At 68.6% G+C, this 25,158-nt stretch carries 18 protein-coding genes and 1 tRNA gene; 15 read left to right on the top strand and 4 right to left on the bottom strand.

All coding sequences use genetic code 11. The features are described from left to right. Positions 1–29 precede the first annotated feature (29 nt). Both ACF061_RS08360 and ACF061_RS08355 read right to left on the bottom strand, forming a co-directional pair. Positions 30–1,070, bottom strand: coding sequence for an adenosine deaminase (locus tag ACF061_RS08360; protein WP_392266001.1), 1,041 nt, complete (start codon positions 1,068–1,070; stop codon positions 30–32). Positions 1,071–1,295: 225 nt separating this feature from the next. After that, positions 1,296–2,522, bottom strand: coding sequence for a pyridoxal phosphate-dependent aminotransferase (locus ACF061_RS08355; protein ID WP_392266000.1), 1,227 nt, complete (start codon positions 2,520–2,522; stop codon positions 1,296–1,298). Positions 2,523–2,803: 281 nt separating this feature from the next. Here ACF061_RS08355 and ACF061_RS08350 point away from each other — a divergent pair. From ACF061_RS08350 to tuf, 15 genes are all read left to right on the top strand, one after another. Continuing rightward, positions 2,804–2,876, top strand: a tRNA-Trp gene (locus ACF061_RS08350). A gap of 109 nt (positions 2,877–2,985) precedes the next feature. Beyond that, on the top strand, positions 2,986–3,273 hold the full coding sequence (gene secE, locus ACF061_RS08345; RefSeq protein WP_392265999.1) for a preprotein translocase subunit SecE: 288 nt from the start codon (positions 2,986–2,988) through the stop codon (positions 3,271–3,273). 81 nt (positions 3,274–3,354) lie between these two features. Continuing rightward, on the top strand, positions 3,355–4,206 hold the full coding sequence (gene nusG, locus ACF061_RS08340; RefSeq protein ID WP_392265998.1) for a transcription termination/antitermination protein NusG: 852 nt from the start codon (positions 3,355–3,357) through the stop codon (positions 4,204–4,206). 168 nt (positions 4,207–4,374) lie between these two features. Next, positions 4,375–4,809: a 50S ribosomal protein L11 gene (rplK, locus tag ACF061_RS08335; protein ID WP_037858373.1), complete on the top strand. Its 435-nt coding sequence runs from the start codon at positions 4,375–4,377 to the stop codon at positions 4,807–4,809. 97 nt (positions 4,810–4,906) lie between these two features. Continuing rightward, the gene (rplA, locus tag ACF061_RS08330) at positions 4,907–5,632 is read left to right on the top strand and encodes a 50S ribosomal protein L1 (RefSeq protein WP_392265997.1); all 726 of its coding nucleotides are present in this window, start codon (positions 4,907–4,909) and stop codon (positions 5,630–5,632) included. Between the two features lie 168 nt (positions 5,633–5,800). Next, entirely contained in the window at positions 5,801–6,712 is a 912-nt protein-coding gene (locus ACF061_RS08325) for a hypothetical protein (RefSeq protein WP_392265996.1), read from the top strand. A gap of 215 nt (positions 6,713–6,927) precedes the next feature. Then, complete coding sequence (locus ACF061_RS08320; protein ID WP_392265995.1) at positions 6,928–7,272, top strand: hypothetical protein; 345 nt, start codon at positions 6,928–6,930, stop codon at positions 7,270–7,272. Positions 7,273–7,567: 295 nt separating this feature from the next. Then, a complete protein-coding gene (gene rplJ / locus ACF061_RS08315) occupies positions 7,568–8,098 on the top strand; it encodes a 50S ribosomal protein L10 (RefSeq protein ID WP_392265994.1) in 531 nt (176 codons plus the stop codon). 116 nt (positions 8,099–8,214) lie between these two features. After that, entirely contained in the window at positions 8,215–8,601 is a 387-nt protein-coding gene (gene rplL, locus ACF061_RS08310) for a 50S ribosomal protein L7/L12 (protein WP_392265993.1), read from the top strand. Positions 8,602–9,242: 641 nt separating this feature from the next. Then, complete coding sequence (gene rpoB, locus ACF061_RS08305; protein ID WP_392265992.1) at positions 9,243–12,728, top strand: DNA-directed RNA polymerase subunit beta; 3,486 nt, start codon at positions 9,243–9,245, stop codon at positions 12,726–12,728. A 97-nt stretch (positions 12,729–12,825) separates the two neighbouring features. Next, positions 12,826–16,725 (top strand): DNA-directed RNA polymerase subunit beta', encoded by a 3,900-nt coding sequence (locus ACF061_RS08300; protein WP_392265991.1) that lies wholly within the window; start codon positions 12,826–12,828, stop codon positions 16,723–16,725. An 818-nt stretch (positions 16,726–17,543) separates the two neighbouring features. Continuing rightward, positions 17,544–17,915 carry a 30S ribosomal protein S12 gene (rpsL, locus tag ACF061_RS08295; RefSeq protein WP_003948652.1) on the top strand — a complete coding sequence of 124 codons (372 nt, stop codon included), beginning with the start codon at positions 17,544–17,546 and terminating at the stop codon, positions 17,913–17,915. A 2-nt stretch (positions 17,916–17,917) separates the two neighbouring features. Beyond that, the gene (rpsG, locus tag ACF061_RS08290) at positions 17,918–18,388 is read left to right on the top strand and encodes a 30S ribosomal protein S7 (RefSeq protein ID WP_003992340.1); all 471 of its coding nucleotides are present in this window, start codon (positions 17,918–17,920) and stop codon (positions 18,386–18,388) included. A gap of 39 nt (positions 18,389–18,427) precedes the next feature. Next, the gene (fusA, locus tag ACF061_RS08285; RefSeq protein WP_392265990.1) at positions 18,428–20,554 is read left to right on the top strand and encodes an elongation factor G; all 2,127 of its coding nucleotides are present in this window, start codon (positions 18,428–18,430) and stop codon (positions 20,552–20,554) included. A 157-nt stretch (positions 20,555–20,711) separates the two neighbouring features. Continuing rightward, positions 20,712–21,905, top strand: coding sequence for an elongation factor Tu (gene tuf, locus ACF061_RS08280; RefSeq protein WP_392265989.1), 1,194 nt, complete (start codon positions 20,712–20,714; stop codon positions 21,903–21,905). Between the two features lie 379 nt (positions 21,906–22,284). Here tuf and ACF061_RS08275 read toward each other — a convergent pair whose 3' ends face one another. Both ACF061_RS08275 and ACF061_RS08270 read right to left on the bottom strand, forming a co-directional pair. Next, positions 22,285–23,679 carry a carbohydrate-binding protein gene (locus ACF061_RS08275; RefSeq protein WP_392265988.1) on the bottom strand — a complete coding sequence of 465 codons (1,395 nt, stop codon included), beginning with the start codon at positions 23,677–23,679 and terminating at the stop codon, positions 22,285–22,287. A 306-nt stretch (positions 23,680–23,985) separates the two neighbouring features. Next, the gene (locus tag ACF061_RS08270) at positions 23,986–24,987 is read right to left on the bottom strand and encodes a LysR substrate-binding domain-containing protein (protein ID WP_392265987.1); all 1,002 of its coding nucleotides are present in this window, start codon (positions 24,985–24,987) and stop codon (positions 23,986–23,988) included. Between the last annotated feature and the right edge of the window lie 171 nt (positions 24,988–25,158).

Genomic DNA, 25,158 nt, shown 5'->3' with positions numbered 1-25,158 from the left:
CCCGCCGCGGGCCGGCGGGCGCGTCCACGTCAGGCGTCCGGCGCGCCGAGCCAGTCGTCCACACCCGACAGCAGCTTCGTCCGCACGTCCTCCGGGGCCGCCGAGGCGCGGATGGACTGGCGGGCCAGCTCGGCGAGTTCGGCGTCGGTGAAGGCGTGGTACCGGCGGGCGATGTCGTACTGGGCGGCCAGCCGGGAGCCGAAGAGGAGGGGGTCGTCGGCGCCGAGGGCCATCGGGACGCCTGCCTCGTAGAGGGTGCGCAGGGGGACGTCATCGAGCTTGTCGTAGACGCCGAGGGCGACGTTGGAGGCCGGGCACACCTCACAGGTGACGCCCTTGTCGGCGAGGCGGCTCAGCAGGCGCGGGTCCTCCGCCGCGCGCACCCCGTGGCCCACCCGCCGGGCGCGCAGGTCGTCCAGGCAGTCACGGACCGAGGCCGGGCCGGTCAGCTCACCGCCGTGCGGGGCCGCGAACAGACCGCCGTCCCGGGCGATGGCGAACGCCCGGTCGAAGTCGCGGGCCATGCCCCGGCGTTCGTCGTTGGACAGGCCGAAGCCGACCACCCCGCGGTCGCGGTAGCGCACGGCGAGACGGGCCAGCGTACGGGCGTCCAGCGGGTGCTTCATGCGGTTCGCCGCCACCAGGACCCGCATGCCCAGGCCGGTCTCGCGCGACGCCGCGTCCACCGCGTCCAGGATGATCTCCATTGCCGGGATCAGCCCGCCCAGACGCGGTGCGTACGACGTCGGGTCGACCTGGATCTCCAGCCAGCCCGAGCCGTCCCGGACGTCCTCCTCGGCGGCCTCCCGCACCAGCCGCTGGATGTCCTCCGGCTCCCGCAGGCAGGAACGCGCCGCGTCGTAGAGCCGCTGGAAGCGGAACCAGCCCCGCTCGTCCGTCGCCCGCAGTCTCGGCGGTTCGCCGCCGGTGAGGGCCTCGGTCAGGGCGTCGGGCAGCCGCACGCCGTACTTGTCGGCCAGCTCCAGCAGGGTGGCGGGCCGCATCGACCCGGTGAAGTGCAGGTGCAGATGGGCCTTCGGCAGCTCAGAGACATCACGTACACGCTCCATCCCAGGATCCTGCCGCACGTCCCCCGGGTACCGGTAGCCGTTTCCCCGTTCGTGCTCTTGCCCGCACAGACGAACGGGCGCCTGCCCGGCCTGCGCACGGGCAGGCCGGGCAGGCGCGTACCGGTAGCCGTTTCCCCGTTCGTGCTCTTGCCCGCACAGACGAACGGGCGCCTGCCCGGCCTGCGCACGGGCAGGCCGGGCAGGCGCCCGGAAGGAGGCCGGACGTCAGTCCCGCGCCTCCGCCAGCAGCTTCTGGATCCGGCTCACGCCCTCCACCAGGTCCTCGTCACCGAGGGCGTAGGACAGGCGCAGATAGCCCGGGGTGCCGAAGGCCTCGCCCGGGACGACCGCGACCTCGGCCTCCTCCAGGATGAGCGCGGCCAGCTCCACCGAGTTCTGCGGGCGCCTGCCGCGGATCTCCTTGCCGATCAGCGCCTTCACCGAGGGGTAGGCGTAGAAGGCGCCCTCGGGCTCCGGGCAGAGCACGCCGTCGATCTCGTTGAGCATCCGCACGATGGTCCGGCGGCGCCGGTCGAAGGCCTCGCGCATCTTCGCCACGGCCTCCAGGTCGCCGGAGACGGCGGCGAGAGCGGCCGCCTGGGCGACGTTCGACACGTTCGACGTGGCGTGCGACTGGAGGTTGGTCGCGGCCTTGACCACGTCCTTCGGGCCGATGACCCAGCCCACGCGCCAGCCGGTCATGGCGTACGTCTTCGCCACGCCGTTGACGACGACGCACTTGTCGCGCAGCTCGGGCAGGAGCGCCGGCAGGGACACGGAGACCGCGTCGCCGTACACCAGGTGCTCGTAGATCTCGTCGGTCAGCACCCACAGGCCGTGCTCCAGCGCCCAGCGGCCGATCGCCTCGGTCTCGGCCTCGGAGTACACCGCGCCGGTCGGGTTGGACGGCGAGACGAAGAGGACGACCTTGGTCCGCTCGGTGCGGGCGGCCTCCAGCTGCTCCACCGTGACCCGGTAGCCGGTGGTCTCGTCGGCGACGACCTCGACCGGGACACCGCCGGCCAGGCGGATCGACTCCGGGTACGTCGTCCAGTACGGCGCCGGCACGATGACCTCGTCACCCGGGTCGAGGATCGCGGCGAACGCCTCGTAGATGGCCTGCTTGCCGCCGTTGGTGACCAGGATCTGGGAGACGTCCGGCTCCCAGCCGGAGTCGCGCAGCGTCTTCGCGGCGATCGCTGCCTTCAGCTCGGGAAGGCCGCCGGCCGGCGTGTAGCGGTGGTACTTCGGGTTCCTGCAGGCCTCGATCGCGGCCTCGACGATGTAGTCCGGGGTCGGGAAGTCGGGCTCACCGGCGCCGAAGCCGATCACCGGACGCCCGGCGGCCTTCAGGGCCTTGGCCTTGGCGTCGACGGCGAGGGTGGCGGACTCGGAGATCGCACCGACCCGGGCGGAGACCCGGCGCTCGGTGGGAGGGGTTGCAGCGCTCATGAGGCCCATCGTTCCAGACCGGAAACGCCCCGGGCACGCGGGTTTCACGGACTGAACAGCCGCGGGCCAAGCACTGAACACCCGTCCGGATCCGTGCTCCGGCCAGGCGATCTTCCCGTCGGACCGCCCGCCGGCTCCCGTTCGGAGGGGACCGGGGAACACTTTCTGTTCGACGCCCGGCCCCGGACCACGTACACTCTCACCTCGTTGGCCTTCAGCAGCCGCCGCACCCGGTGCGCACCGGGCATCCGGTCGGATGCGGTACGTTGGGGGACACACAAAGGGTCGTAGCTCAATTGGTAGAGCACTGGTCTCCAAAACCAGCGGTTGGGGGTTCAAGTCCCTCCGGCCCTGCTACACACACCTTCGCCAGGGATGTGTGCGCATGTACGTACAGAAATGCACCGCCGTGCGGCTCCACCGGGCGCGGCACGGCCACGACCCCGGAATCAGGTGAGGACGAATGACGGACGCCGTGGGCTCCATCGACACGCCTGATGCCCAGGACGAGGTGGCGGAGTCCAAGAAGAAGCCGCGCAAGGGCGGCAAGCGCGCCAAGAAGGGCCCGCTGAAGCGTCTTGCCCTCTTCTACCGCCAGATCATCGCGGAACTCCGCAAGGTCGTCTGGCCCTCCCGCAACCAGCTGACGTCCTACACCACCGTGGTGATCTTCTTCGTCCTCATCATGATCGCCCTGGTGACCGTGATTGACTATGGGCTCAACCACGCGGCCAAGTACGTCTTCGGCTGAGCCAAGAGCGAAGGGCGCCGTGGTTACCGGCGCCCGTTTTCGCATGTTCCACCCCTATGTATCCAGGAAGAAGCAGCCACCGTGTCTGACCCGAACCTGAACGACGCCGTCGAGCCGACCGAGTCCGTGGATGACGAGCTCGAAATCGTCGAGGGTGCCGACGAGGTGGACGAGGCGGAGGCTGCCGAGGCCGCCGCGGGAGAGCCGGCCGAGGAGGCCGCCGTCCACGTCGAGGACGACACCGACGGTGAAGAGGCTGCCGAGGCCACCGAGGCAGAGCCCACCGAGGCTGAGGCCGTTGAGCCCGAGCCCGAGGTGGACCCGGTCACCAAGCTCCGTGAGGAACTGCGCACGCTGCCCGGCGAGTGGTACGTGATCCACACCTACGCCGGATACGAGAAGCGCGTGAAGGCCAACCTGGAGCAGCGCGCCGTCTCGCTGAACGTCGAGGAGTTCATCTACCAGGCCGAGGTGCCCGAGGAAGAGATCGTCCAGATCAAGAACGGCGAGCGCAAGACGGTCCGGCAGAACAAGCTGCCCGGTTACGTGCTCGTCCGCATGGACCTCACGAACGAGTCCTGGGGCGTCGTCCGCAACACCCCGGGTGTCACCGGCTTCGTCGGCAACGCCTACGACCCCTACCCGCTGTCCCTGGACGAGATCGTGAAGATGCTCGCCCCGGAGGCGGAGGAGAAGGCGGCCCGCGAGGCGGCCGAGGCCGAGGGCAAGCCGGCCCCGCAGCGCAAGGTCGAGGTCCAGGTGCTGGACTTCGAGGTCGGCGACTCGGTCACCGTCACCGACGGCCCGTTCGCCACGCTGCAGGCGACCATCAACGAGATCAACGCCGACTCGAAGAAGGTCAAGGGCCTCGTCGAGATCTTCGGCCGCGAGACCCCGGTCGAGCTGAGCTTCGACCAGATCCAGAAGAACTAGTCCTTCTGGGCGTATCGCTTCCGCGCAGGTCAGGCTGGCTCTGGTAGCCGGTCTGACCTGCGCGGTTTTAAGCCGCGCATCCATACCCGTTATCGTTGTGCGGTATGCCTGCGTCCGGGTGGTTTCCCGAGCGCGGGCAGGACCCGAATCGAAAGGACCCGGAGAGCTATGCCTCCCAAGAAGAAGAAGGTCACGGGGCTCATCAAGCTCCAGATCAACGCCGGTGCGGCGAACCCGGCCCCGCCGGTCGGCCCGGCGCTGGGTCAGCACGGCGTCAACATCATGGAGTTCTGCAAGGCCTACAACGCCGCGACCGAGTCGCAGCGTGGCTGGGTGATCCCGGTGGAGATCACGGTCTACGAGGACCGCTCCTTCACCTTCGTCACCAAGACGCCGCCGGCCGCGAAGATGATCCTCAAGGCCGCGGGCGTGGAGAAGGGCTCCGGCGAGCCGCACAAGACCAAGGTCGCCAAGATCACCGAGGCGCAGGTCCGCGAGATCGCCCAGACCAAGCTGCCCGACCTCAACGCCAACGACCTGGACGCCGCGTCGAAGATCATCGCCGGCACCGCCCGTTCCATGGGCATCACGGTCGAGGGCTGATTCCCCACCCCGTAGTCATGCGGCCCTGAAAGGCCGCACGTGGCAGGGCCTGCTCGGCCCGTACCACGACTCCTTTTCAGAACCCACAGGAGCAGTTGTGAGCAAGCGCAGCAAGGCCCTTCGCGCTGCGGACGCCAAGGTCGACCGGGACAAGCAGTACGCCCCGCTCGAGGCCGTCCGTCTCGCCAAGGAGACCTCCACGACCAAGTTCGACGGCACCGTCGAGGTCGCCTTCCGTCTGGGTGTCGACCCGCGCAAGGCCGACCAGATGGTCCGTGGCACCGTGAACCTTCCGCACGGCACCGGCAAGACCGCCCGGGTCCTGGTCTTCGCGACCGGTGACCGTGCCGAGGCCGCGCGTGCCGCGGGTGCCGACATCGTCGGCGCCGACGAGCTGATCGACGAGGTGGCGAAGGGCCGTCTGGACTTCGACGCCGTCGTCGCCACCCCGGACCTCATGGGCAAGGTCGGCCGCCTCGGCCGCGTCCTCGGCCCGCGTGGTCTGATGCCGAACCCGAAGACCGGCACCGTCACCCCCGACACCGCCAAGGCCGTCACCGAGATCAAGGGCGGCAAGATCGAGTTCCGTGTCGACAAGCACTCGAACCTGCACTTCATCATCGGCAAGACGTCGTTCGACGACAGCAAGCTGGTGGAGAACTACGGCGCCGCGCTGGAGGAGATCCTCCGTCTGAAGCCGTCCGCCGCCAAGGGTCGCTACATCAAGAAGGCCGCCATCAGCACCACGATGGGCCCCGGCATCCAGCTCGACCCGAACCGCACCCGCAACCTCCTCGTCGAGGAGGACCCGGCCGCGGTCTGAGCCCCTGGCTCGCCAGAAGTCGGCGACGAGCCCCGCAATCTTCACGGTGCGGGGCTCGTCCCTTTTTTTCGTCCCTTTTTCCGTGGGACCGCCTGTGCGGCCCTCCGTACGCGTGTCGGTGGCCTGCGCTAGCGTGCGGGGCACAGCAATCGCTTAGGGGTGGGACGTATGACGAACACGACCGTGCGCCGGACGACGCTCTCGATCGCGGCGGTGGCCGCGCTGACGGGGGTGGCGGCCTGCGGCTCCGGCGGTTCGGGCGACGGGGGCGGGGCGGCGCACGTGAGCCCCGTGGCGGCCCTGCGCATGGCCGACGCGTCCACCGCGAAGGCCGACTCGGCCCGGGTCCGGACGACCCTCAGCATGGGCACGCTGATGTCCATGAAGACGGACGGTGTCCTCGGCTGGAGCGACGGCATGACCGGCACGCTCACGATCACGTACACCGGCGGCAGAGCGGCCGAGACGATGCGCAAGCTCGGGACCGCGACGATGCAGGCGCGCTACCTGAGCGACGGCTACTACACGAGGATGAGCGAGCAGTACGCCAACCTGGCGGGCGGCAAGCACTGGCTCCGGTACTCCTACGACGACATCGCCGAGCTCGGCGGCGGTTCGGGCGCGTACCTCAAGGACCAGGTGCAGAACAGCACGCCGAACCAGGGCGTGCGGATGCTGCTCGCCTCCGGCGACGTGAAGAGGGCCGGCGAGGAGCAGGTCTCCGGGCAGCACACCACGCACTACACGGGGACGGTCCGGATCGCCGACTTCGCCGACAAGGCGAACCACGATCTGTCCGCCGCCCAGCTCTCCTCACTGAAGAAGCAGCTCAGCCAGCAGGGCATCACCACGGAGACCGTCGACATCTGGATCAACGACCAGAACCTGCTGGTCAAGAAGGTCGAGAAGGCGGACACGGCGAACGGCCCCATGACCAACACCACCTACTTCCGCGACTACGGCGCGAAGGTCTCGGTCACCGCCCCCCCGGCGAACGACACCCAGGACTTCACGAAGCTGCTCAAGGAACTGGGCGCCGCCAAGGGCGCCGCGGCCGGCGGGGCGGGCACCGGCTCCTGAGCGGGGGCACGCCCGGCGGGGGCCTGCCCCGGTCAAGAAAACCCAAAGACTGTTCGATCACCGCTCGGATAGGCTCAAGTCGGCCTGTCCGGGACGGGCACGGACACGGAGCTCGACCGGATGGGCGCCGTCTCCTCCCAGGCCGACCGGAACCCGGCCGACGAGGCGGGCCTCCTCTCCGGTGCCAAGGACGTGCGCGAGGTGGGACCGAGACCGTGGACGGCGTCCGGACCACCCACCACCAGGGCGCCGAGACCCTCGACGGGCTGCGAAAGGCCCTCCGGGAGCGGGACAAGGGCAAGGACGAGGCCGTCCGGGAACAGCACGAGAAGGGTCTCGACCGGTACCGGGAGATGGGCGTCGAGCAGCTCACCATGGACACGTGGATCGACGGCCGGGACCACACCAAGCAGTTCCGGAGGCGCGGTGACGGCACCCAGGGCCCGCTCGACCTCACCATCACCTTCCTCGACCTCAACCAGCCCGTGAAGGTCACCGCTCCGCCGGCGAAGGACACCGCCGACCTGTCCGAGATGCTCAAGGAGGCCGGCAAGGGCTGAGCCGCCGTACGGGCGGATTTGCTCGATGGCGTCCCGCTCCCGTACTCTCCTTGAGAAGCCAAAGACCGCTGGTCGTTGCCGTGCACTCGTCAGAGGGCGCGGTGGCCGAAGGATCCGCTGAAAATGCGGACGACCCGCGCAGGTGACAGTGGTAGAACTCCCGGAGTGCGCACGCCGACGCCGTGCGTCCGACCGGTCGAGTCCGCCCCGAGCGCCTGCGCCGGGGCGTTTCGTTTTCCCCAGTCCTCCTTCGGGTCCGCGCGGTCCGAATCACCCGGAAGGAGGCCGAGGCTCTATGGCGAGGCCCGACAAGGCTGCCGCGGTTGCCGAGCTGACGGACAAGTTCCGCAGCTCCAACGCCGCCGTGCTGACCGAGTACCGCGGTCTCACCGTGGCGCAGCTCAAGACGCTGCGCCGTTCGCTCGGTGAGAACGCCCAGTACGCCGTGGTGAAGAACACGCTGACCAAGATTGCGGCCAACGAGGCCGGGATCACGCTGGACGACCAGCTCTTCGCTGGCCCGACGGCTGTCGCCTTCGTCACCGGTGACCCGGTGGAGTCGGCGAAGGGTCTTCGTGACTTCGCCAAGGACAACCCCAATCTCGTCATCAAGGGCGGTGTCCTTGACGGCAAGGCGCTGTCCGCCGACGAGATCAAGAAGCTTGCGGACCTCGAGTCCCGCGAGGTTCTGCTCAGCAAGCTGGCCGGTGCCTTCAAGGGGAAGCAGTCCCAGGCTGCCTCCCTCTTCCAGGCGCTGCCGTCGAAGCTCGTCCGCACCGTGGACGCGCTGCGCGCCAAGCAGGCCGAGCAGGGCGGTGCCGAGTAATTCGGCTCGCTTTCTGATCCGCGCCGCCTGAGGCGGCACGGATCGCAGCGGGCCGACGTACGCCCGCCATTCATGTACATCCGGCACCAGCCGAATTAGTGGAAGGACCGCCCGTCATGGCGAAGCTCAGCCAGGAAGACCTGCTCGCGCAGTTCGAGGAGATGACCCTCATCGAGCTCTCCGAGTTCGTGAAGGCCTTCGAGGAGAAGTTCGACGTCACCGCCGCCGCGGCCGCCCCGGTCGTCGTCGCCGGTGCCGCCGGTGGCGCTGCCGCCGAGCAGGCCGAGGAGAAGGACGAGTTCGACGTCGTCCTCACCGGCGCCGGCGACAAGAAGATCCAGGTCATCAAGGTCGTGCGTGAGCTGACCTCCCTGGGCCTGAAGGAGGCCAAGGACCTGGTCGACGGTGCGCCGAAGCCCGTCCTGGAGAAGGTCAACAAGGAGGCCGCGGACAAGGCCAAGGAGGCCCTCGAGGGCGCCGGCGCCTCCGTCGAGGTCAAGTAACACCTCCTCGGTCCGCATGGACTCCCGCGTGCCGACGGCGGCCCCGTGACCGTCCCCTAGGACGGGTCACGTAGGGCTGTAACGCGAACGCACCGAAGAGCGATCATCCATCCGGGTGGTCGCTCTTCGGCGTTCCCGGGGGGTGGCTGTGGCGGCCTTGCACCCGTGACGGGGAGGGGTATGGTGATCTTCGTTGTGCCTTGAGAGGCCCCCGGCGGCAGGCCGCAAGTGACGAGGGCAGCATTCGGTTCGGGCATGGGAGGCCTTGACGAACCGCACGCAGCGCGCAATTCTCAGGACGCGTCGTCACAACGATCCGAATCCGAGGCATGGATCGACGGCGAAGAGGGCAGTATCAACCTGCGTTGAGGGCAGCAGGCCATAGGCGGTGACGACAACGAGGTTCGCAGAGGGGCGCGGAAACCCGCACTGGACATCAGTGGGCCAAGTGGCTACACTGACCCTTTGCGCTGCCTGTTAGCTGTCCCCTGCCCGTCACCAGGGGCATGCCCTCGCTCGAGCATCGACGACCGGACCGCACCTGACCTGGCCTTAGGCCACTTCAGGCACCGTCTGTCCCGTTGTCCGGGAGAGGGGCCGGTACGCGCGTAGTGAGTCCGAGCCCTCGGAAGGACCCCCTCTTGGCCGCCTCGCGCAACGCCTCGACCGCGAATACGAACAACGGCGCCAGCACCGCCCCGCTGCGCATTTCCTTTGCAAAGATCAAGGAGCCCCTCGAGGTTCCGAACCTTCTCGCGCTGCAAACCGAGAGCTTCGACTGGCTGCTCGGCAACGACGCGTGGAAGGCTCGCGTCGAGGCGGCTCTGGAGTCCGGTCAGGACGTCCCCACCAAGTCCGGTCTCGAGGAGATCTTCGAGGAGATCTCCCCGATCGAGGACTTCTCCGGGTCGATGTCGCTGACGTTCCGCGACCACCGTTTCGAGCCGCCGAAGAACAGCATCGACGAGTGCAAGGAGCGCGACTTCACGTTCGCCGCCCCGCTCTTCGTCACGGCCGAGTTCACCAACAACGAGACCGGCGAGATCAAGTCCCAGACGGTCTTCATGGGCGACTTCCCGCTCATGACGAACAAGGGCACCTTCGTCATCAACGGCACCGAGCGTGTCGTGGTGTCCCAGCTGGTCCGTTCGCCGGGTGTCTACTTCGACTCCTCCATCGACAAGACGTCCGACAAGGACATCTTCTCCGCCAAGATCATCCCCTCCCGGGGTGCCTGGCTGGAGATGGAGATCGACAAGCGCGACATGGTCGGTGTCCGCATCGACCGCAAGCGCAAGCAGTCCGTCACCGTCCTGCTGAAGGCGCTCGGCTGGACCAACGAGCAGATCCTCGAGGAGTTCGGCGACTACGAGTCGATGCGCGCCACCCTGGAGAAGGACCACACCCAGGGCCAGGACGACGCGCTGCTCGACATCTACCGCAAGCTGCGTCCGGGCGAGCCGCCCACCCGCGAGGCCGCGCAGACGCTGCTGGAGAACCTCTACTTCAACCCCAAGCGCTACGACCTCGCCAAGGTCGGCCGCTACAAGGTCAACAAGAAGCTGGGCGCCGACGCTCCGCTGGACGCGGGCATCCTGACCGTCGAGGACATCATCTCGACGATCAAGTACCTGGTGCAGCTGCACGCCGGCGAGACCGAGACCACCGGGGACAACGGCGACACGATCGTCGTCGAGACCGACGACATCGACCACTTCGGCAACCGTCGTCTGCGCAGCGTCGGCGAGCTCATCCAGAACCAGGTCCGCACCGGCCTGGCCCGTATGGAGCGCGTCGTCCGCGAGCGCATGACCACGCAGGACGTCGAGGCGATCACGCCGCAGACCCTGATCAACATCCGGCCGGTCGTCGCCTCCATCAAGGAGTTCTTCGGCACCAGCCAGCTGTCCCAGTTCATGGACCAGAACAACCCGCTCTCCGGGCTGACGCACAAGCGTCGTCTGTCCGCGCTGGGCCCGGGTGGTCTCTCCCGTGAGCGGGCCGGCTTCGAGGTCCGTGACGTGCACCCCTCGCACTACGGCCGCATGTGCCCGATCGAGACGCCTGAAGGCCCGAACATCGGTCTGATCGGCTCGCTCGCCTCCTACGGCCGGGTCAACGCGTTCGGTTTCGTCGAGACCCCGTACCGCAAGGTCGTCGACGGCCAGGTCACCGACGAGGTCGACTACCTGACCGCCGACGAGGAGGACCGCTTCGTCATCGCGCAGGCCAACGCCACGCTCAACGACGAACTGCGGTTCGCCGAGGCGCGTGTCCTGGTCCGCCGCCGTGGCGGTGAGGTCGACTACGTCAGCCCCGAGGACGTCGACTACATGGACGTCTCGCCGCGCCAGATGGTGTCGGTCGCGACCGCCATGATCCCGTTCCTCGAGCACGACGACGCCAACCGTGCCCTCATGGGCGCGAACATGATGCGCCAGGCCGTTCCGCTCATCAAGAGCGAGGCCCCGCTCGTCGGCACCGGCATGGAGTACCGCTCCGCCGTCGACGCCGGCGACGTCGTCAAGGCCGAGAAGGCCGGTGTGGTCCAGGAGGTCTCCGCGGACTACATCACCACCGCCAACGATGACGGCACGTACATCACGTACCGCCTGGCCAAGTTCGCCCGCTCCAACCAGGGCACCTCGGTCAACCAGAAGGTCATCGTCAACGAGGGCGACCACGTCATCGAGGGCCAGGTCCTCGCCGACGGTCCCGCCACCCAGAACGGCGAGATGGCGCTGGGCAAGAACCTGCTCGTGGCGTTCATGCCGTGGGAGGGTCACAACTACGAGGACGCGATCATCCTGTCGCAGCGCCTCGTGCAGGACGACGTCCTCTCCTCGATCCACATCGAGGAGCACGAGGTCGACGCCCGTGACACCAAGCTCGGCCCCGAGGAGATCACCCGGGACATCCCGAACGTCTCCGAGGAGGTCCTCGCCGACCTCGACGAGCGCGGCATCATCCGTATCGGTGCCGAGGTCGTCGCCGGTGACATCCTCGTCGGCAAGGTGACGCCCAAGGGCGAGACGGAGCTGACCCCCGAGGAGCGCCTGCTGCGCGCGATCTTCGGCGAGAAGGCCCGTGAGGTCCGCGACACCTCGCTGAAGGTGCCGCACGGCGAGATCGGCAAGATCATCGGCGTGCGCGTCTTCGACCGCGAGGAGGGCGACGAGCTGCCGCCGGGCGTGAACCAGCTGGTCCGCGTCTACGTCGCGCAGAAGCGCAAGATCACCGACGGTGACAAGCTCGCCGGCCGGCACGGCAACAAGGGTGTCATCTCCAAGATCCTGCCGATCGAGGACATGCCGTTCCTGGAGGACGGCACCCCGGTCGACATCATCCTCAACCCGCTGGGTGTGCCGTCCCGAATGAACCCGGGACAGGTCCTGGAGATCCACCTCGGCTGGCTCGCCAGCCGCGGCTGGGACGTCTCCGGCCTCGCGGAGGAGTGGGCCCAGCGTCTGCAGGTCATCGGCGCCGACCAGGTCGCCCCCGGCACCAACGTCGCGACCCCGGTCTTCGACGGTGCCCGCGAGGACGAGCTGGCGGGTCTGCTTCAGCACACCATCCCGAACCGCGACGGCGAGCGCATGGTGCTCCCGTCCGGCAAGGCGCGGCTGTTCGACGGCCGCAGCGGTGAGCCGTTCCCGGACCCGATCTCGGTCGGCTACATGTACATCCTGAAGCTGCACCACCTGGTCGACGACAAGCTGCACGCCCGCTCGACCGGCCCGTACTCGATGATCACCCAGCAGCCGCTGGGTGGTAAGGCCCAGTTCGGTGGCCAGCGGTTCGGCGAGATGGAGGTGTGGGCACTCGAGGCGTACGGCGCCGCCTACGCCCTCCAGGAGCTGCTGACCATCAAGTCCGACGACGTCACCGGCCGCGTGAAGGTCTACGAGGCCATCGTCAAGGGCGAGAACATCCCCGAGCCCGGCATCCCCGAGTCCTTCAAGGTGCTCATCAAGGAGATGCAGTCTCTCTGCCTGAACGTGGAGGTGCTGTCCAGCGACGGTATGTCCATCGAGATGCGTGACACCGACGAGGATGTCTTCCGCGCTGCGGAGGAGCTCGGCATCGACCTGTCCCGGCGCGAGCCGAGCAGCGTCGAAGAGGTCTGACGGGAGTCCGGCGGGCCTCCTGACCAGGAGGCCCGCCGACCCCCAGGCCCCCGTTTCAGACCACAGACTTCACAACCCTGAGAGGGATTGACGCATAGTGCTCGACGTCAACTTCTTCGACGAGCTCCGGATCGGCCTGGCCACCGCTGACGACATCCGTCAGTGGAGCCACGGCGAGGTCAAGAAGCCCGAGACCATCAACTACCGCACCCTCAAGCCGGAAAAGGACGGGCTCTTCTGCGAGAAGATCTTCGGTCCCACCCGGGACTGGGAGTGCTACTGCGGCAAGTACAAGCGCGTCCGCTTCAAGGGCATCATCTGTGAGCGCTGCGGCGTCGAGGTGACCCGCGCCAAGGTGCGCCGTGAGCGGATGGGCCACATCGAGCTGGCCGCCCCCGTCACGCACATCTGGTACTTCAAGGGCGTCCCGAGCCGGCTGGGCTACCTGCTCGACCTGGCTCCCAAGGACCTCGAGAAGGTCATCTACTTCGCGGCGTACATGATCACGTACGTCGACGAGGAGCGCCGCACCCGCGACCTGCCCTCGCTGGAGGCCCACGTCTCCGTCGAGCGCCAGCAGATCGAGCAGCGACGCGACGCCGACCTGGAGGCCCGCGCCAAGAAGCTCGAGACCGACCTGGCCGAGCTGGAGGCCGAGGGCGCCAAGGCCGACGTGCGCCGCAAGGTGCGCGAGGGCGCCGAGCGCGAGATGAAGCAGCTGCGCGACCGCGCGCAGCGCGAGATCGACCGTCTCGACGAGGTGTGGACCCGGTTCAAGAACCTCAAGGTCCAGGACCTCGAGGGCGACGAGCTGCTCTACCGCGAGCTGCGCGACCGGTTCGGCACGTACTTCGACGGCTCGATGGGCGCCGCGGCGCTGCAGAAGCGCCTGGAGTCCTTCGACCTCGACGAGGAGGCCGAGAAGCTCCGCGAGATCATCCGCACCGGCAAGGGCCAGAAGAAGACCCGTGCGCTCAAGCGTCTGAAGGTCGTCTCCGCGTTCCTGCAGACCTCCAACAGCCCCAAGGGCATGGTGCTGGACTGCGTGCCGGTCATCCCGCCGGACCTGCGTCCGATGGTGCAGCTGGACGGTGGCCGCTTCGCGACCTCCGACCTGAACGACCTGTACCGCCGTGTCATCAACCGCAACAACCGCCTGAAGCGGCTTCTCGACCTCGGCGCGCCCGAGATCATCGTGAACAACGAGAAGCGCATGCTCCAGGAGGCCGTCGACGCGCTCTTCGACAACGGCCGTCGCGGTCGCCCGGTCACGGGCCCCGGCAACCGTCCGCTGAAGTCGCTGTCCGACATGCTCAAGGGCAAGCAGGGCCGTTTCCGTCAGAACCTGCTCGGCAAGCGAGTCGACTACTCGGCGCGTTCCGTCATCGTCGTCGGCCCGCAGCTCAAGCTGCACCAGTGCGGTCTGCCCAAGGCCATGGCGCTGGAGCTCTTCAAGCCGTTCGTGATGAAGCGTCTGGTCGACCTGAACCACGCGCAGAACATCAAGAGCGCCAAGCGCATGGTCGAGCGCGGCCGCACGGTCGTGTACGACGTGCTGGAAGAGGTCATCGCGGAGCACCCGGTCCTGCTGAACCGTGCTCCCACCCTGCACCGCCTCGGCATCCAGGCCTTCGAGCCGCAGCTGGTCGAGGGCAAGGCCATCCAGATCCACCCGCTCGTGTGCACCGCGTTCAACGCGGACTTCGACGGTGACCAGATGGCCGTGCACCTGCCGCTGTCCGCGGAGGCGCAGGCCGAGGCCCGCATCCTGATGCTGTCCTCGAACAACATCCTCAAGCCCGCCGACGGTCGTCCGGTGACGATGCCGACCCAGGACATGGTCCTCGGTCTGTTCTTCCTGACCACCGACGGCGAGCTGCGCGACACCAAGGGCGAGGGCCGGGCGTTCGGCTCCACGGCCGAGGCGATCATGGCGTTCGACGCCGGCGAGCTGGCGCTGCAGTCGCCGATCGACATCCGCTTCCCGGTGGGCACCATCCCGCCGCGCGGCTGGACCCCGCCGGCCCGCGAGGAGGGCGAGCCCGAGTGGCAGCAGGGTGACTCGTTCCGCCTGCGCACCACCCTGGGCCGCGCGCTCTTCAACGAGCTGCTGCCCGAGGACTACCCGTTCGTCGACTACTCGGTGGGCAAGAAGCAGCTCTCCGAGATCGTCAACGACCTGGCCGAGCGCTACCCGAAGGTCATCGTGGCGGCGACGCTCGACAACCTGAAGGCGTCCGGCTTCTTCTGGGCGACCCGTTCCGGTGTCACCGTGGCCATCTCCGACGTCGTCGTTCCCGAGGCGAAGAAGGAGATCGTCCGCGGCTACGAGGCGCAGGACGAGAAGGTCCAGAAGCAGTACGAGCGCGGTCTGATCACCAAGGAAGAGCGCACTCAGGAGCTCATCGCGATCTGGACCAAGGCGACCAACGAGGTCGCCGAGGCGATGAACGAGAACTTCCCCAAGACGAACCCCATCTTCATGATGGTTGACTCGGGCGCCCGAGGAAACATGATGCAGATGCGGCAGATCGCCGGTATGCGTGGTCTGGTGTCGAACGCGAAGAACGAGACCATCCCGCGTCCGATCAAGGCCTCGTTCCGTGAGGGTCTGTCCGTGCTGGAGTACTTCATCTCCACGCACGGTGCCCGTAAGGGTCTGGCGGACACCGCTCTGCGTACCGCCGACTCGGGTTACCTCACCCGTCGTCTGGTGGACGTCTCCCAGGACGTCATCATCCGCGAGGAGGACTGCGGCACCGAGCGCGGCCTCAAGCTGCAGATCGCGGAGCGGGGCGCGGACGGCGTGCTGCGCAAGGCGGAGAACGTCGAGACGTCCGTGTACGCGCGCTGCCTCGCCGAGGACATCGTCGTCGACGGTCAGGTGCTGGCCCCGGCCGGTACCGACCTGGGCGACGTGCTCATCGACGAGCTGGTCTCCCGCGGCGTCGAGGAGGTCAAGACCCGCTCGGTCCTGACCTGCGAGTCCGCCGTCGGCACCTGCGCGATGTGCTACGGCCGTTCGCTGGCCACCGGCAAGCTGGTCGACATCGGTGAGGCGGTCGGCATCATCGCCGCCCAGTCCATCGGTGAGCCCGGCACCCAGCTGACGATGCGTACCTTCCACACCGGTGGTGTGGCCGGTGACGACATCACCCAGGGTCTGCCGCGTGTCGTCGAGCTCTTCGAGGCCCGTACCCCGAAGGGTGTCGCCCCGATCTCCGAGGCGGCCGGCCGTGTCCGCATCGAGGAGACCGAGAAGACCAAGAAGATCGTCATCACCCCGGACGACGGCAGCGACGAGACGGCGTTCCCGATCTCGAAGCGCGCCCGTCTGCTGGTCGGCGAGGGCGACCACGTCGAGGTGGGCCAGAAGCTCACCGTGGGTGCCACCAACCCGCACGACGTGCTGCGCATCCTGGGTCAGCGTGCCGTCCAGGTCCACCTGGTCGGCGAGGTCCAGCGGGTGTACAACTCGCAGGGTGTGTCGATCCACGACAAGCACATCGAGATCATCATCCGGCAGATGCTCCGCCGCGTGACGATCATCGAGTCCGGTGACGCCGAGCTGCTGCCCGGTGAGCTGGTCGAGCGCTCGAAGTTCGAGACCGAGAACCGTCGTGTGGTCCAGGAGGGCGGTCACCCGGCCTCCGGTCGTCCGCAGCTCATGGGTATCACCAAGGCCTCGCTGGCGACCGAGTCGTGGCTGTCGGCGGCGTCCTTCCAGGAGACGACCAGGGTCCTCACGGACGCGGCGATCAACGCCAAGTCCGACTCCCTGATCGGCCTCAAGGAGAACGTCATCATCGGTAAGCTCATCCCGGCCGGTACGGGTCTGTCCCGCTACCGCAACATCCGGGTCGAGCCGACCGAGGAGGCCAAGGCCGCGATGTACTCGGCCGTCGGCTACGACGACATCGACTACTCGCCGTTCGGCACCGGCTCCGGCCAGGCCGTTCCGCTGGAGGACTACGACTACGGTCCGTACAACCAGTAGGGCGTGCGTCTGACGCACTGAAGGGCGGTCACCTCCTCGGGGGTGGCCGTCCTTCGGCGTCCCCGTGCCCGCCGTCCAGGTGGGCCCGGAGGCGATGGAGCCGGGCGGGACGTCGGGATGGTGTTCGAGGAGTCGCGCGACCCCGTTCCGCCTCTCGGACGGGCCACTCGGGTCCGCGCGGCCGGTCCGTGCGGCTTCCTCGCGGCCGTGTTCTTCGGAGAGCACCGCGATCAGCTGAGGCGCGAAGCCGGGACCGGCCGAATGTTCGTCGGCCCGGAGCTCGGACCGCCTGGCGACGGTGGCCGCCGGGTACGGCGTCGCCGGCGGGAACGGGACCGGTCCGTAGGTGGCGGAGGCCGGCGCGAGGACCGCGACGCCCCGCAGGCAGCTCAGCGGCACCGTGGTGCCCTTCGACATCCGCTCGAACCCGCGCGGGGCGACGAGTCGACGCGGTTCGAAGTGCCCGGGCCCGGAACGGGCGGCGATCGGCCGCTGCGGCCGGTCGGGGGCCGCCGGCGGACATGTGATCGAAGATCGGCGGGACGCGCGAGCCCGGTCCGACCGACGGAGCGCGGGCGCGGGTTCCATTTGTTTTGACCGCAGCGAATGCGATAGGTACGCTCAGACCTTGTGCCTGGGGTGTGCCCTGGCCCTCGTGCGTGCCTTCAACCGTATCGGGGGCTGTTCATCGGCCACCGTGATCCGCGCCTCTTTCTGTCCTTGCGGCGGGAGTGCGCAGGGTCCGACACACCCGACCGCGTGGGTCGGAGATGTTCCAGGTTAGCTGTACCTATCGGCACACAGAAACCGGAGAAGTAGTGCCTACGATCCAGCAGCTGGTCCGCAAGGGCCGGCAGGACAAGGTCGAGAAGAACAAGACGCCGGCACTCGAGGGTTCGCCCCAGCGTCGTGGCGTCTGCACGCGTGTGTTCACGACCACCCCGAAGAAGCCGAACTCGGCCCTCCGTAAGGTCGCGCGTGTGCGTCTGACCAGCGGCATCGAGGTCACGGCCTACATCCCGGGTGAGGGACACAACCTGCAGGAGCACTCCATCGTGCTCGTGCGTGGCGGCCGTGTGAAGGACCTGCCGGGTGTTCGTTACAAGATCATCCGCGGTTCGCTCGACACCCAGGGTGTCAAGAACCGCAAGCAGGCTCGCAGCCGTTACGGCGCCAAGAAGGAGAAGTAAGAATGCCTCGTAAGGGCCCCGCCCCGAAGCGCCCGGTCATCATCGACCCGGTCTACGGTTCTCCTCTGGTCACGTCGCTCATCAACAAGGTGCTGCTGAACGGCAAGCGCTCCACCGCCGAGCGCATCGTCTACGGCGCCATGGAGGGTCTGCGTGAGAAGACGGGCAACGACCCGATCATCACGCTGAAGCGCGCGCTGGAGAACATCAAGCCGACCCTCGAGGTCAAGTCCCGCCGTGTCGGTGGTGCGACGTACCAGGTCCCGATCGAGGTCAAGCCCGGTCGTGCCAACACGCTCGCGCTGCGCTGGCTGGTCGGTTACTCCCGCGCCCGTCGCGAGAAGACCATGACCGAGCGTCTGCTCAACGAGCTCCTCGACGCCTCCAACGGCCTGGGTGCCGCTGTGAAGAAGCGCGAGGACACGCACAAGATGGCCGAGTCCAACAAGGCCTTCGCGCACTACCGCTGGTAGTCGCTTCCCCCATCGAGACCGAGAGAAGACTGAAGCCTTATGGCTACCACTTCACTTGACCTGGCCAGGGTCCGCAACATCGGGATCATGGCCCACATCGACGCGGGCAAGACGACCACCACCGAGCGGATCCTGTTCTACACCGGCGTCTCGTACAAGATCGGTGAGGTCCACGACGGCGCTGCCACCATGGACTGGATGGAGCAGGAGCAGGAGCGTGGCATCACGATCACCTCTGCTGCCACCACCTGCCACTGGCCGCTGGACGACGTCGACCACACCATCAACATCATCGACACGCCGGGCCACGTCGACTTCACCGTCGAGGTGGAGCGTTCCCTGCGTGTGCTCGACGGTGCCGTGACGGTGTTCGACGGCGTTGCCGGCGTCGAGCCCCAGTCCGAGACGGTGTGGCGTCAGGCGGACCGCTACGGCGTTCCGCGTATCTGCTTCGTCAACAAGCTGGACCGCACGGGCGCCGAGTTCCACCGCTGCGTGGACATGATCTCGGACCGCCTGGGCGCCCAGCCGCTCGTCATGCAGCTGCCGATCGGTGCCGAGGCCGACTTCAAGGGCGTCGTGGACCTGGTCCGCATGAAGGCGCTCGTGTGGTCCGCCGAGGCGGCGAAGGGCGAGATGTACGACGTCGTCGACATCCCGGCCACGCACACCGAGGCCGCCGAGGAGTGGCGCGGCAAGCTCGTCGAGGCCGTCGCCGAGAACGACGAGGAGATGATGGAGCTGTTCCTGGAGGGCCAGGAGCCCACCGAGGAGCAGCTGTACGCGGCCATCCGCCGCATCACCATCGCCTCCGGCAAGTCCAGCGACACCACGGTCACCCCGGTGTTCTGCGGTACCGCGTTCAAGAACAAGGGCGTCCAGCCCCTGCTCGACGCGGTCGTGCGTTACCTGCCGACCCCGCTCGACGTCGAGGCCATCGAGGGCCACGACGTCAAGGACCCCGAGGTCGTCATCAAGCGCAAGCCGTCCGAGGACGAGCCGCTGTCCGCCCTCGCGTTCAAGATCATGAGCGACCCGCACCTCGGCAAGCTCACCTTCGTCCGGGTCTACTCGGGCCGCCTGGAGTCCGGCACCGCCGTGCTGAACTCCGTCAAGGGCAAGAAGGAGCGCATCGGCAAGATCTACCGCATGCACGCCAACAAGCGTGAGGAGATCGACTCGGTGGGCGCCGGCGACATCGTCGCCGTCATGGGCCTGAAGCAGACCACCACCGGTGAGACGCTGTCCGACGACAAGCAGCCGGTGATCCTGGAGTCCATGGACTTCCCGGCTCCGGTCATCCAGGTCGCCATCGAGCCCAAGTCCAAGGGTGACCAGGAGAAGCTGGGTGTCGCCATCCAGCGTCTCGCGGAGGAGGACCCCTCCTTCCAGGTGCACACCAACGAGGAGACCGGCCAGACCATCATCGGTGGTATGGGCGAGCTGCACCTCGAGGTGCTGGTCGACCGCATGCGCCGTGAGTTCAAGGTCGAGGCCAACGTCGGCAAGCCGCAGGTCGCCTACCGCGAGACGATCCGCAAGGCCGTCGAGCGCGTGGACTACACCCACAAGAAGCAGACCGGTGGTACCGGTCAGTTCGCCAAGGTGCAGATCGCGATCGAGCCCATCGAGGGCGGCGACGCCTCGTACGAGTTCGTGAACAAGGTGACCGGTGGCCGCATCCCGAAGGAGTACATCCCTTCGGTCGACGCCGGTGCGCAGGAGGCCATGCAGTTCGGCATCCTCGCCGGCTACGAGATGACGGGCGTCCGCGTCACGCTCATCGACGGTGGCTACCACGAGGTCGACTCCTCCGAGCTCGCGTTCAAGATCGCCGGTTCGCAGGCCTTCAAGGAGGCCGCGCGCAAGGCCAGCCCCGTGCTGCTCGAGCCGATGATGGCCGTCGAGGTCACCACGCCCGAGGACTACATGGGTGAGGTCATCGGCGACATCAACTCCCGCCGTGGCCAGATCCAGGCCATGGAGGAGCGGGCGGGTGCCCGCGTCGTGAAGGGCCTCGTGCCCCTCTCGGAGATGTTCGGCTACGTCGGAGACCTCCGCAGCAAGACGTCGGGTCGCGCCAGCTACTCGATGCAGTTCGACTCCTACGCCGAGGTTCCGCGGAACGTCGCCGAGGAGATCATCGCGAAGGCCAAGGGCGAGTAACTCAGACGAGTTCCAGCCCTTAGGCTTGACTCCGGAGCCTCGTGGGGCATTCCACCGCAATCGCGACCGGAATGCCCCCGGGATCCGGGCCATCCAGCAAAGATCACCTGGCGCCGATGAAGTAAGGCGTACAGAACCACTCCACAGGAGGACCCCAGTGGCGAAGGCGAAGTTCGAGCGGACTAAGCCGCACGTCAACATCGGCACCATCGGTCACATCGACCACGGTAAGACGACCCTCACGGCCGCCATTACCAAGGTGCTGCACGACGCGTACCCGGAGCTGAACGAGGCCACCCCGTTCGACAACATCGACAAGGCCCCCGAAGAGCGCCAGCGCGGTATCACCATCTCCATCGCGCACGTCGAGTACCAGACCGAGGCGCGTCACTACGCCCACGTCGACTGCCCGGGTCACGCGGACTACATCAAGAACATGATCACCGGTGCCGCGCAGATGGACGGCGCGATCCTGGTGGTCGCCGCCACCGACGGCCCGATGCCGCAGACCAAGGAGCACGTGCTCCTGGCCCGCCAGGTCGGCGTTCCGTACATCGTCGTCGCCCTGAACAAGGCCGACATGGTGGACGACGAGGAGATCATGGAGCTCGTCGAGCTCGAGGTCCGTGAGCTCCTCTCCGAGTACGAGTTCCCGGGCGACGACCTGCCGGTCGTCCGTGTCTCCGCGCTGAAGGCCCTCGAGGGCGACTCGCAGTGGACCCAGTCCGTCCTGGACCTCATGAGCGCCGTCGACACCGCGATTCCGGAGCCGGAGCGCGACGTCGACAAGCCGTTCCTGATGCCGATCGAGGACGTCTTCACGATCACCGGTCGCGGTACGGTCGTCACCGGCCGTATCGAGCGTGGTGTCCTGAAGGTCAACGAGACCGTCGACATCATCGGCATCAAGACCGAGAAGACCACCACCACGGTCACCGGTATCGAGATGTTCCGCAAGCTGCTCGACGAGGGCCAGGCCGGTGAGAACGTCGGTCTGCTGCTCCGCGGCATCAAGCGCGAGGACGTCGAGCGCGGCCAGGTCATCATCAAGCCGGGCTCGGTCACCCCGCACACCGAGTTCGAGGCGCAGGCCTACATCCTCTCCAAGGACGAGGGTGGCCGCCACACGCCGTTCTTCAACAACTACCGCCCGCAGTTCTACTTCCGCACGACGGACGTGACCGGCGTGGTGACCCTCCCCGAGGGCACCGAGATGGTCATGCCGGGTGACAACACCGAGATGACGGTGGAGCTCATCCAGCCCGTCGCCATGGAAGAGGGCCTGAAGTTCGCCATCCGTGAGGGTGGTCGGACCGTGGGCGCTGGCCAGGTCACCAAGATCAACAAGTGATCCCGGTCCGGTAGCCGCAGCGTGAGCTGAGCACCGGGAAGGGCCCGTACGACTTCGGTCGTACGGGCCCTTTGGCATGCCCGCGAACGTCCCGGACGACCGTGCGCCGGCCCCGCGGGCCATGCTCGGTCCGGCAGCGCGGCGCACGTGTCGTACGCGCCCTTGTGGCGCCGGCCCTGACACCTGTGGCGGGGCGTGGAACGCGTGGCCGCCCGTGGACACCCATGACCGGGTGTGGACACCCGCGGTCGGATGGGGATGCGCGCCCGCCGTGGGCGGGCACGCGAAAACGACCGGGCCCGGGTGCCCCCCTCGGTGCACCCGGACCCGGCCCACCCCCACGGTGGTCAGTGGTTCAGCGGCTCAGCGACCCGGTGGTTCAGGCCCGCTGCCACAGCGCGGGCACGTTCGGCGGCTCCCAGCCCGGCTGTGCCTGGTGGGCCTGGAGGCAGCGGTAGGTGGCGCCGCCGTACGTCACCGTGTCGCCCGCCTGGTAGACGGTGCCGGCCGCCCAGGTGCCGCCCGGGTTGCCGGGACCGGGGTCGCCGGGGCCGGGGTTGTCGGTGGTCGTCTTCAGGGTGAGCCCGTAGCTGCTCAGGATCGGGTTGATCGGCTGGAAGTAGGTGGTTCCGCCGCTCGTGCAGTCACCGGTGCCGCCCGAGGTGACGCCCTGCGCCTGGCTGCCGGAGATGAACGAGCCGCCCGAGTCGCCGGGCTCGGCGCACACCGAGGTGCGGGTCACCCCGGAGACGGTGCCCTCCTGGTAGGTCACGCTGCTGTTGAGCTGCTGGACCGTGCCGCAGTGCCAGCCGGTGGTCGAGCCGGAGCGGCACACCGACGAGCCGACGGCCGCCACCGTGGACCCGGTCACCTGGAGGTTCTGACCGCTCTGGTTGACGTACGGGGTGGCGGTCCAGTTGGAGTTGGCGGCCACCCACGACATGTCGTTGCCGGGGAAGACCGACGCCTGGAAGGTGCCCTGCGCCACCTGGTTGGAACCGGTGGTGCTGGAACCGGCCCGCCCGCAGTGACCGGCCGAGGCGAAGCCCTGCTGGGTGCCCCGGGTGATCGGGAAGCCGATCGAGCAGCGGGTGTTGCCGTTGATGTAGTACGCGTCGCCGCCCCGCAGGTCGTACAGCGGACGGGGCCGCTCGGCCGACTTGACCACCTTGGCGAGGGAGGGGGCGACGCCGGCCGCGGAGAGCAGCGAGCGGGCTGCGTCGGGCCGCACGGCCTGGATCACCAGCGTGTTGGTGCGGACGTCGACGTACCACACCGGGGTGTCGGTGGTGTTCCGGTGGGCGGCCGCCCGGTCGAGGCGGGCCTTGGCCGCGTCCAGCGAGGCGAGGGAGTGCTCCACGACAGCGGGCACGGCGCCGCGTGCCTCGATGGCCGCCACGTCCGCGGCGTCGGTGGTCGCCACCGTCAGCGTGCCCGAGTCGGCGCCGTGCACCCAGGCGCCCGCGAAGTCGGCGCCCAGCGCGTTCCGCAGTCGGCCCGCGGTGGCCCCCGCCGCGGCCTCGTTGGACAGCCGTCGCTCGGCCTGCTGCCGGTCGATGCCCAGGTCGCGCTGCATGGCGTGCAGGACGGCGGCGGAGGTGTCGGCGGTGCGCAGCGTCTCGGCGGCCGAGGGGGCCGACGCCCCGGACCGTGCGGCGCCGGTCGTGCCGGAGGCGGTCGTCCCGGCGCTCGCCGTGCCGCTCAGTCCGGCCAGGACCAGGGCGCCGGTCGCTGCCGCGGCGGCGCAGGCGGCTCTGGTGTGTCGGTGGAGCATGGGGGATCTCCTCGGTTTCGGTGGGGGAGGTGCCGAAACCGTAGGGAGGGGCAACTGGGCGGCGTAAGACTTCGGTTGACCCCCTTGCCCGGCGTTATGGAAGGGGCGCGTGCGTCATCCACCCAGGCCGCGCCGGAGGGCGGCGGGTGGTGTCCCGCGCAGGAGCCGGGGAGGCGTGCGCCGTCCGCCCGGCGTCCTCGTCGGCGTCAGGGGCAGGCGGCTGTGCCCGGGGCCTCCCGGTGCGGCGGAAGTCCCTTCCGGTGCCGCCGGGTTCGGGCGCGGTCGCGTCCGGCTCCCTCCCGTGTGTCAGGGGAGGCCCCCGTCCGGTTCCCGGCCCGGGCGCCGGGGGAGGACGCCGTCCGGTCTGCCGCTCGCGGCGAGCCAGTCGGCGTAGCTCTCGCTGCGGGCCGCCGCGTCGGCGTGCGCGCTGCGGGCGTGGGTCAGGACGTTGGCCGCGGTCTCGGCGCGCTGGGTGGCCGGGTGCCAGCCCAGCAGGTGGCGCCAGAGCAGCGGAGTGCCGGCCAGCGGTCGGGTGGTGACGCCGGGCGTGGTGGGGAAGGTGGCCCGGCACAGCCCCACCGCCCGACCCACCTGGACCAGGTGTGTGCAGGACGCGACGTCGGTCTCGTACATCCGGCCGGGGGTGAAACCGGCGCGGGCGCAGGCGACGGTGAAACAGTCGGCGAAGCAGCCGTCACCGGGTACGCAGGCCCACTCCTCGTCCGCCAGCTTGGCCAGCTCCACCTCGGGCGCGGCGGCGAGCGGGTGCCCGTCGGGGAGCATGACGAAGACCGGGTCGACGGCGAACTCCTGCCAGATGAGGTGCTCGACGTCGGGTGGCGGGGCGGTGCCGCAGGCGCCGGTGACGGCGAAGTCGAGGCGGCCCTCGGCGAGCAGCGTGGCGAGCTCCCGCTCGGACCAGGAGGCGTGGGTGGTCACCTGTGCGTCGGGTGCGGCGGCCAGCAGGTCGACCAGGGCGCCCAGCAGCGGCCCGTGTGTGCCGCCCAGCCGCAGCCGTTCGCTCTCCCGGTCGGCCCGGGCCCGCGCGAACCGCACCGCCTCCTGCTGGAGTTCGCTGACCGCGGGCAGCACGATCCGCGCGCGTTCGAGCACCAGCTCGCCCAGCGCCGTCGCCCGCACACCGTGCCGCCCACGCTCGAACAGCTCGCCGCCCAGGGCCCGCTCGATCCGCCTGAGCTGTGCGCTCAGCGCGGGCTGGGCGAGTCCCAAGGCCGTCGCCGCCCGGGTGAGACTTCCCGCCTCGGCGATCGTCCGGACCGTCTTCAGATGCCGCAACTCCAGCTCCATGGGGGGAGCTTGCGACGCCGACGGCGGTGGGGCAAGGGTTTGGTCCGGACCACTGGAGGCACGGACGGCGCGCGTCCGTGCCGGGAGACGGCGGCGGGCGGTCCGGGTGCGGCCCTGGTGCCCGGATCACGAAACTATTCGGCGCGTACGACCCCTGGCCCCCAGGGGGCA

It is taken from the genome of Streptomyces sp. NPDC015220, from assembly GCF_043079345.1.
Lineage (GTDB): Bacteria > Actinomycetota > Actinomycetes > Streptomycetales > Streptomycetaceae > Streptomyces.
This window is presented reverse-complemented; position numbering and strand designations above follow the sequence as displayed.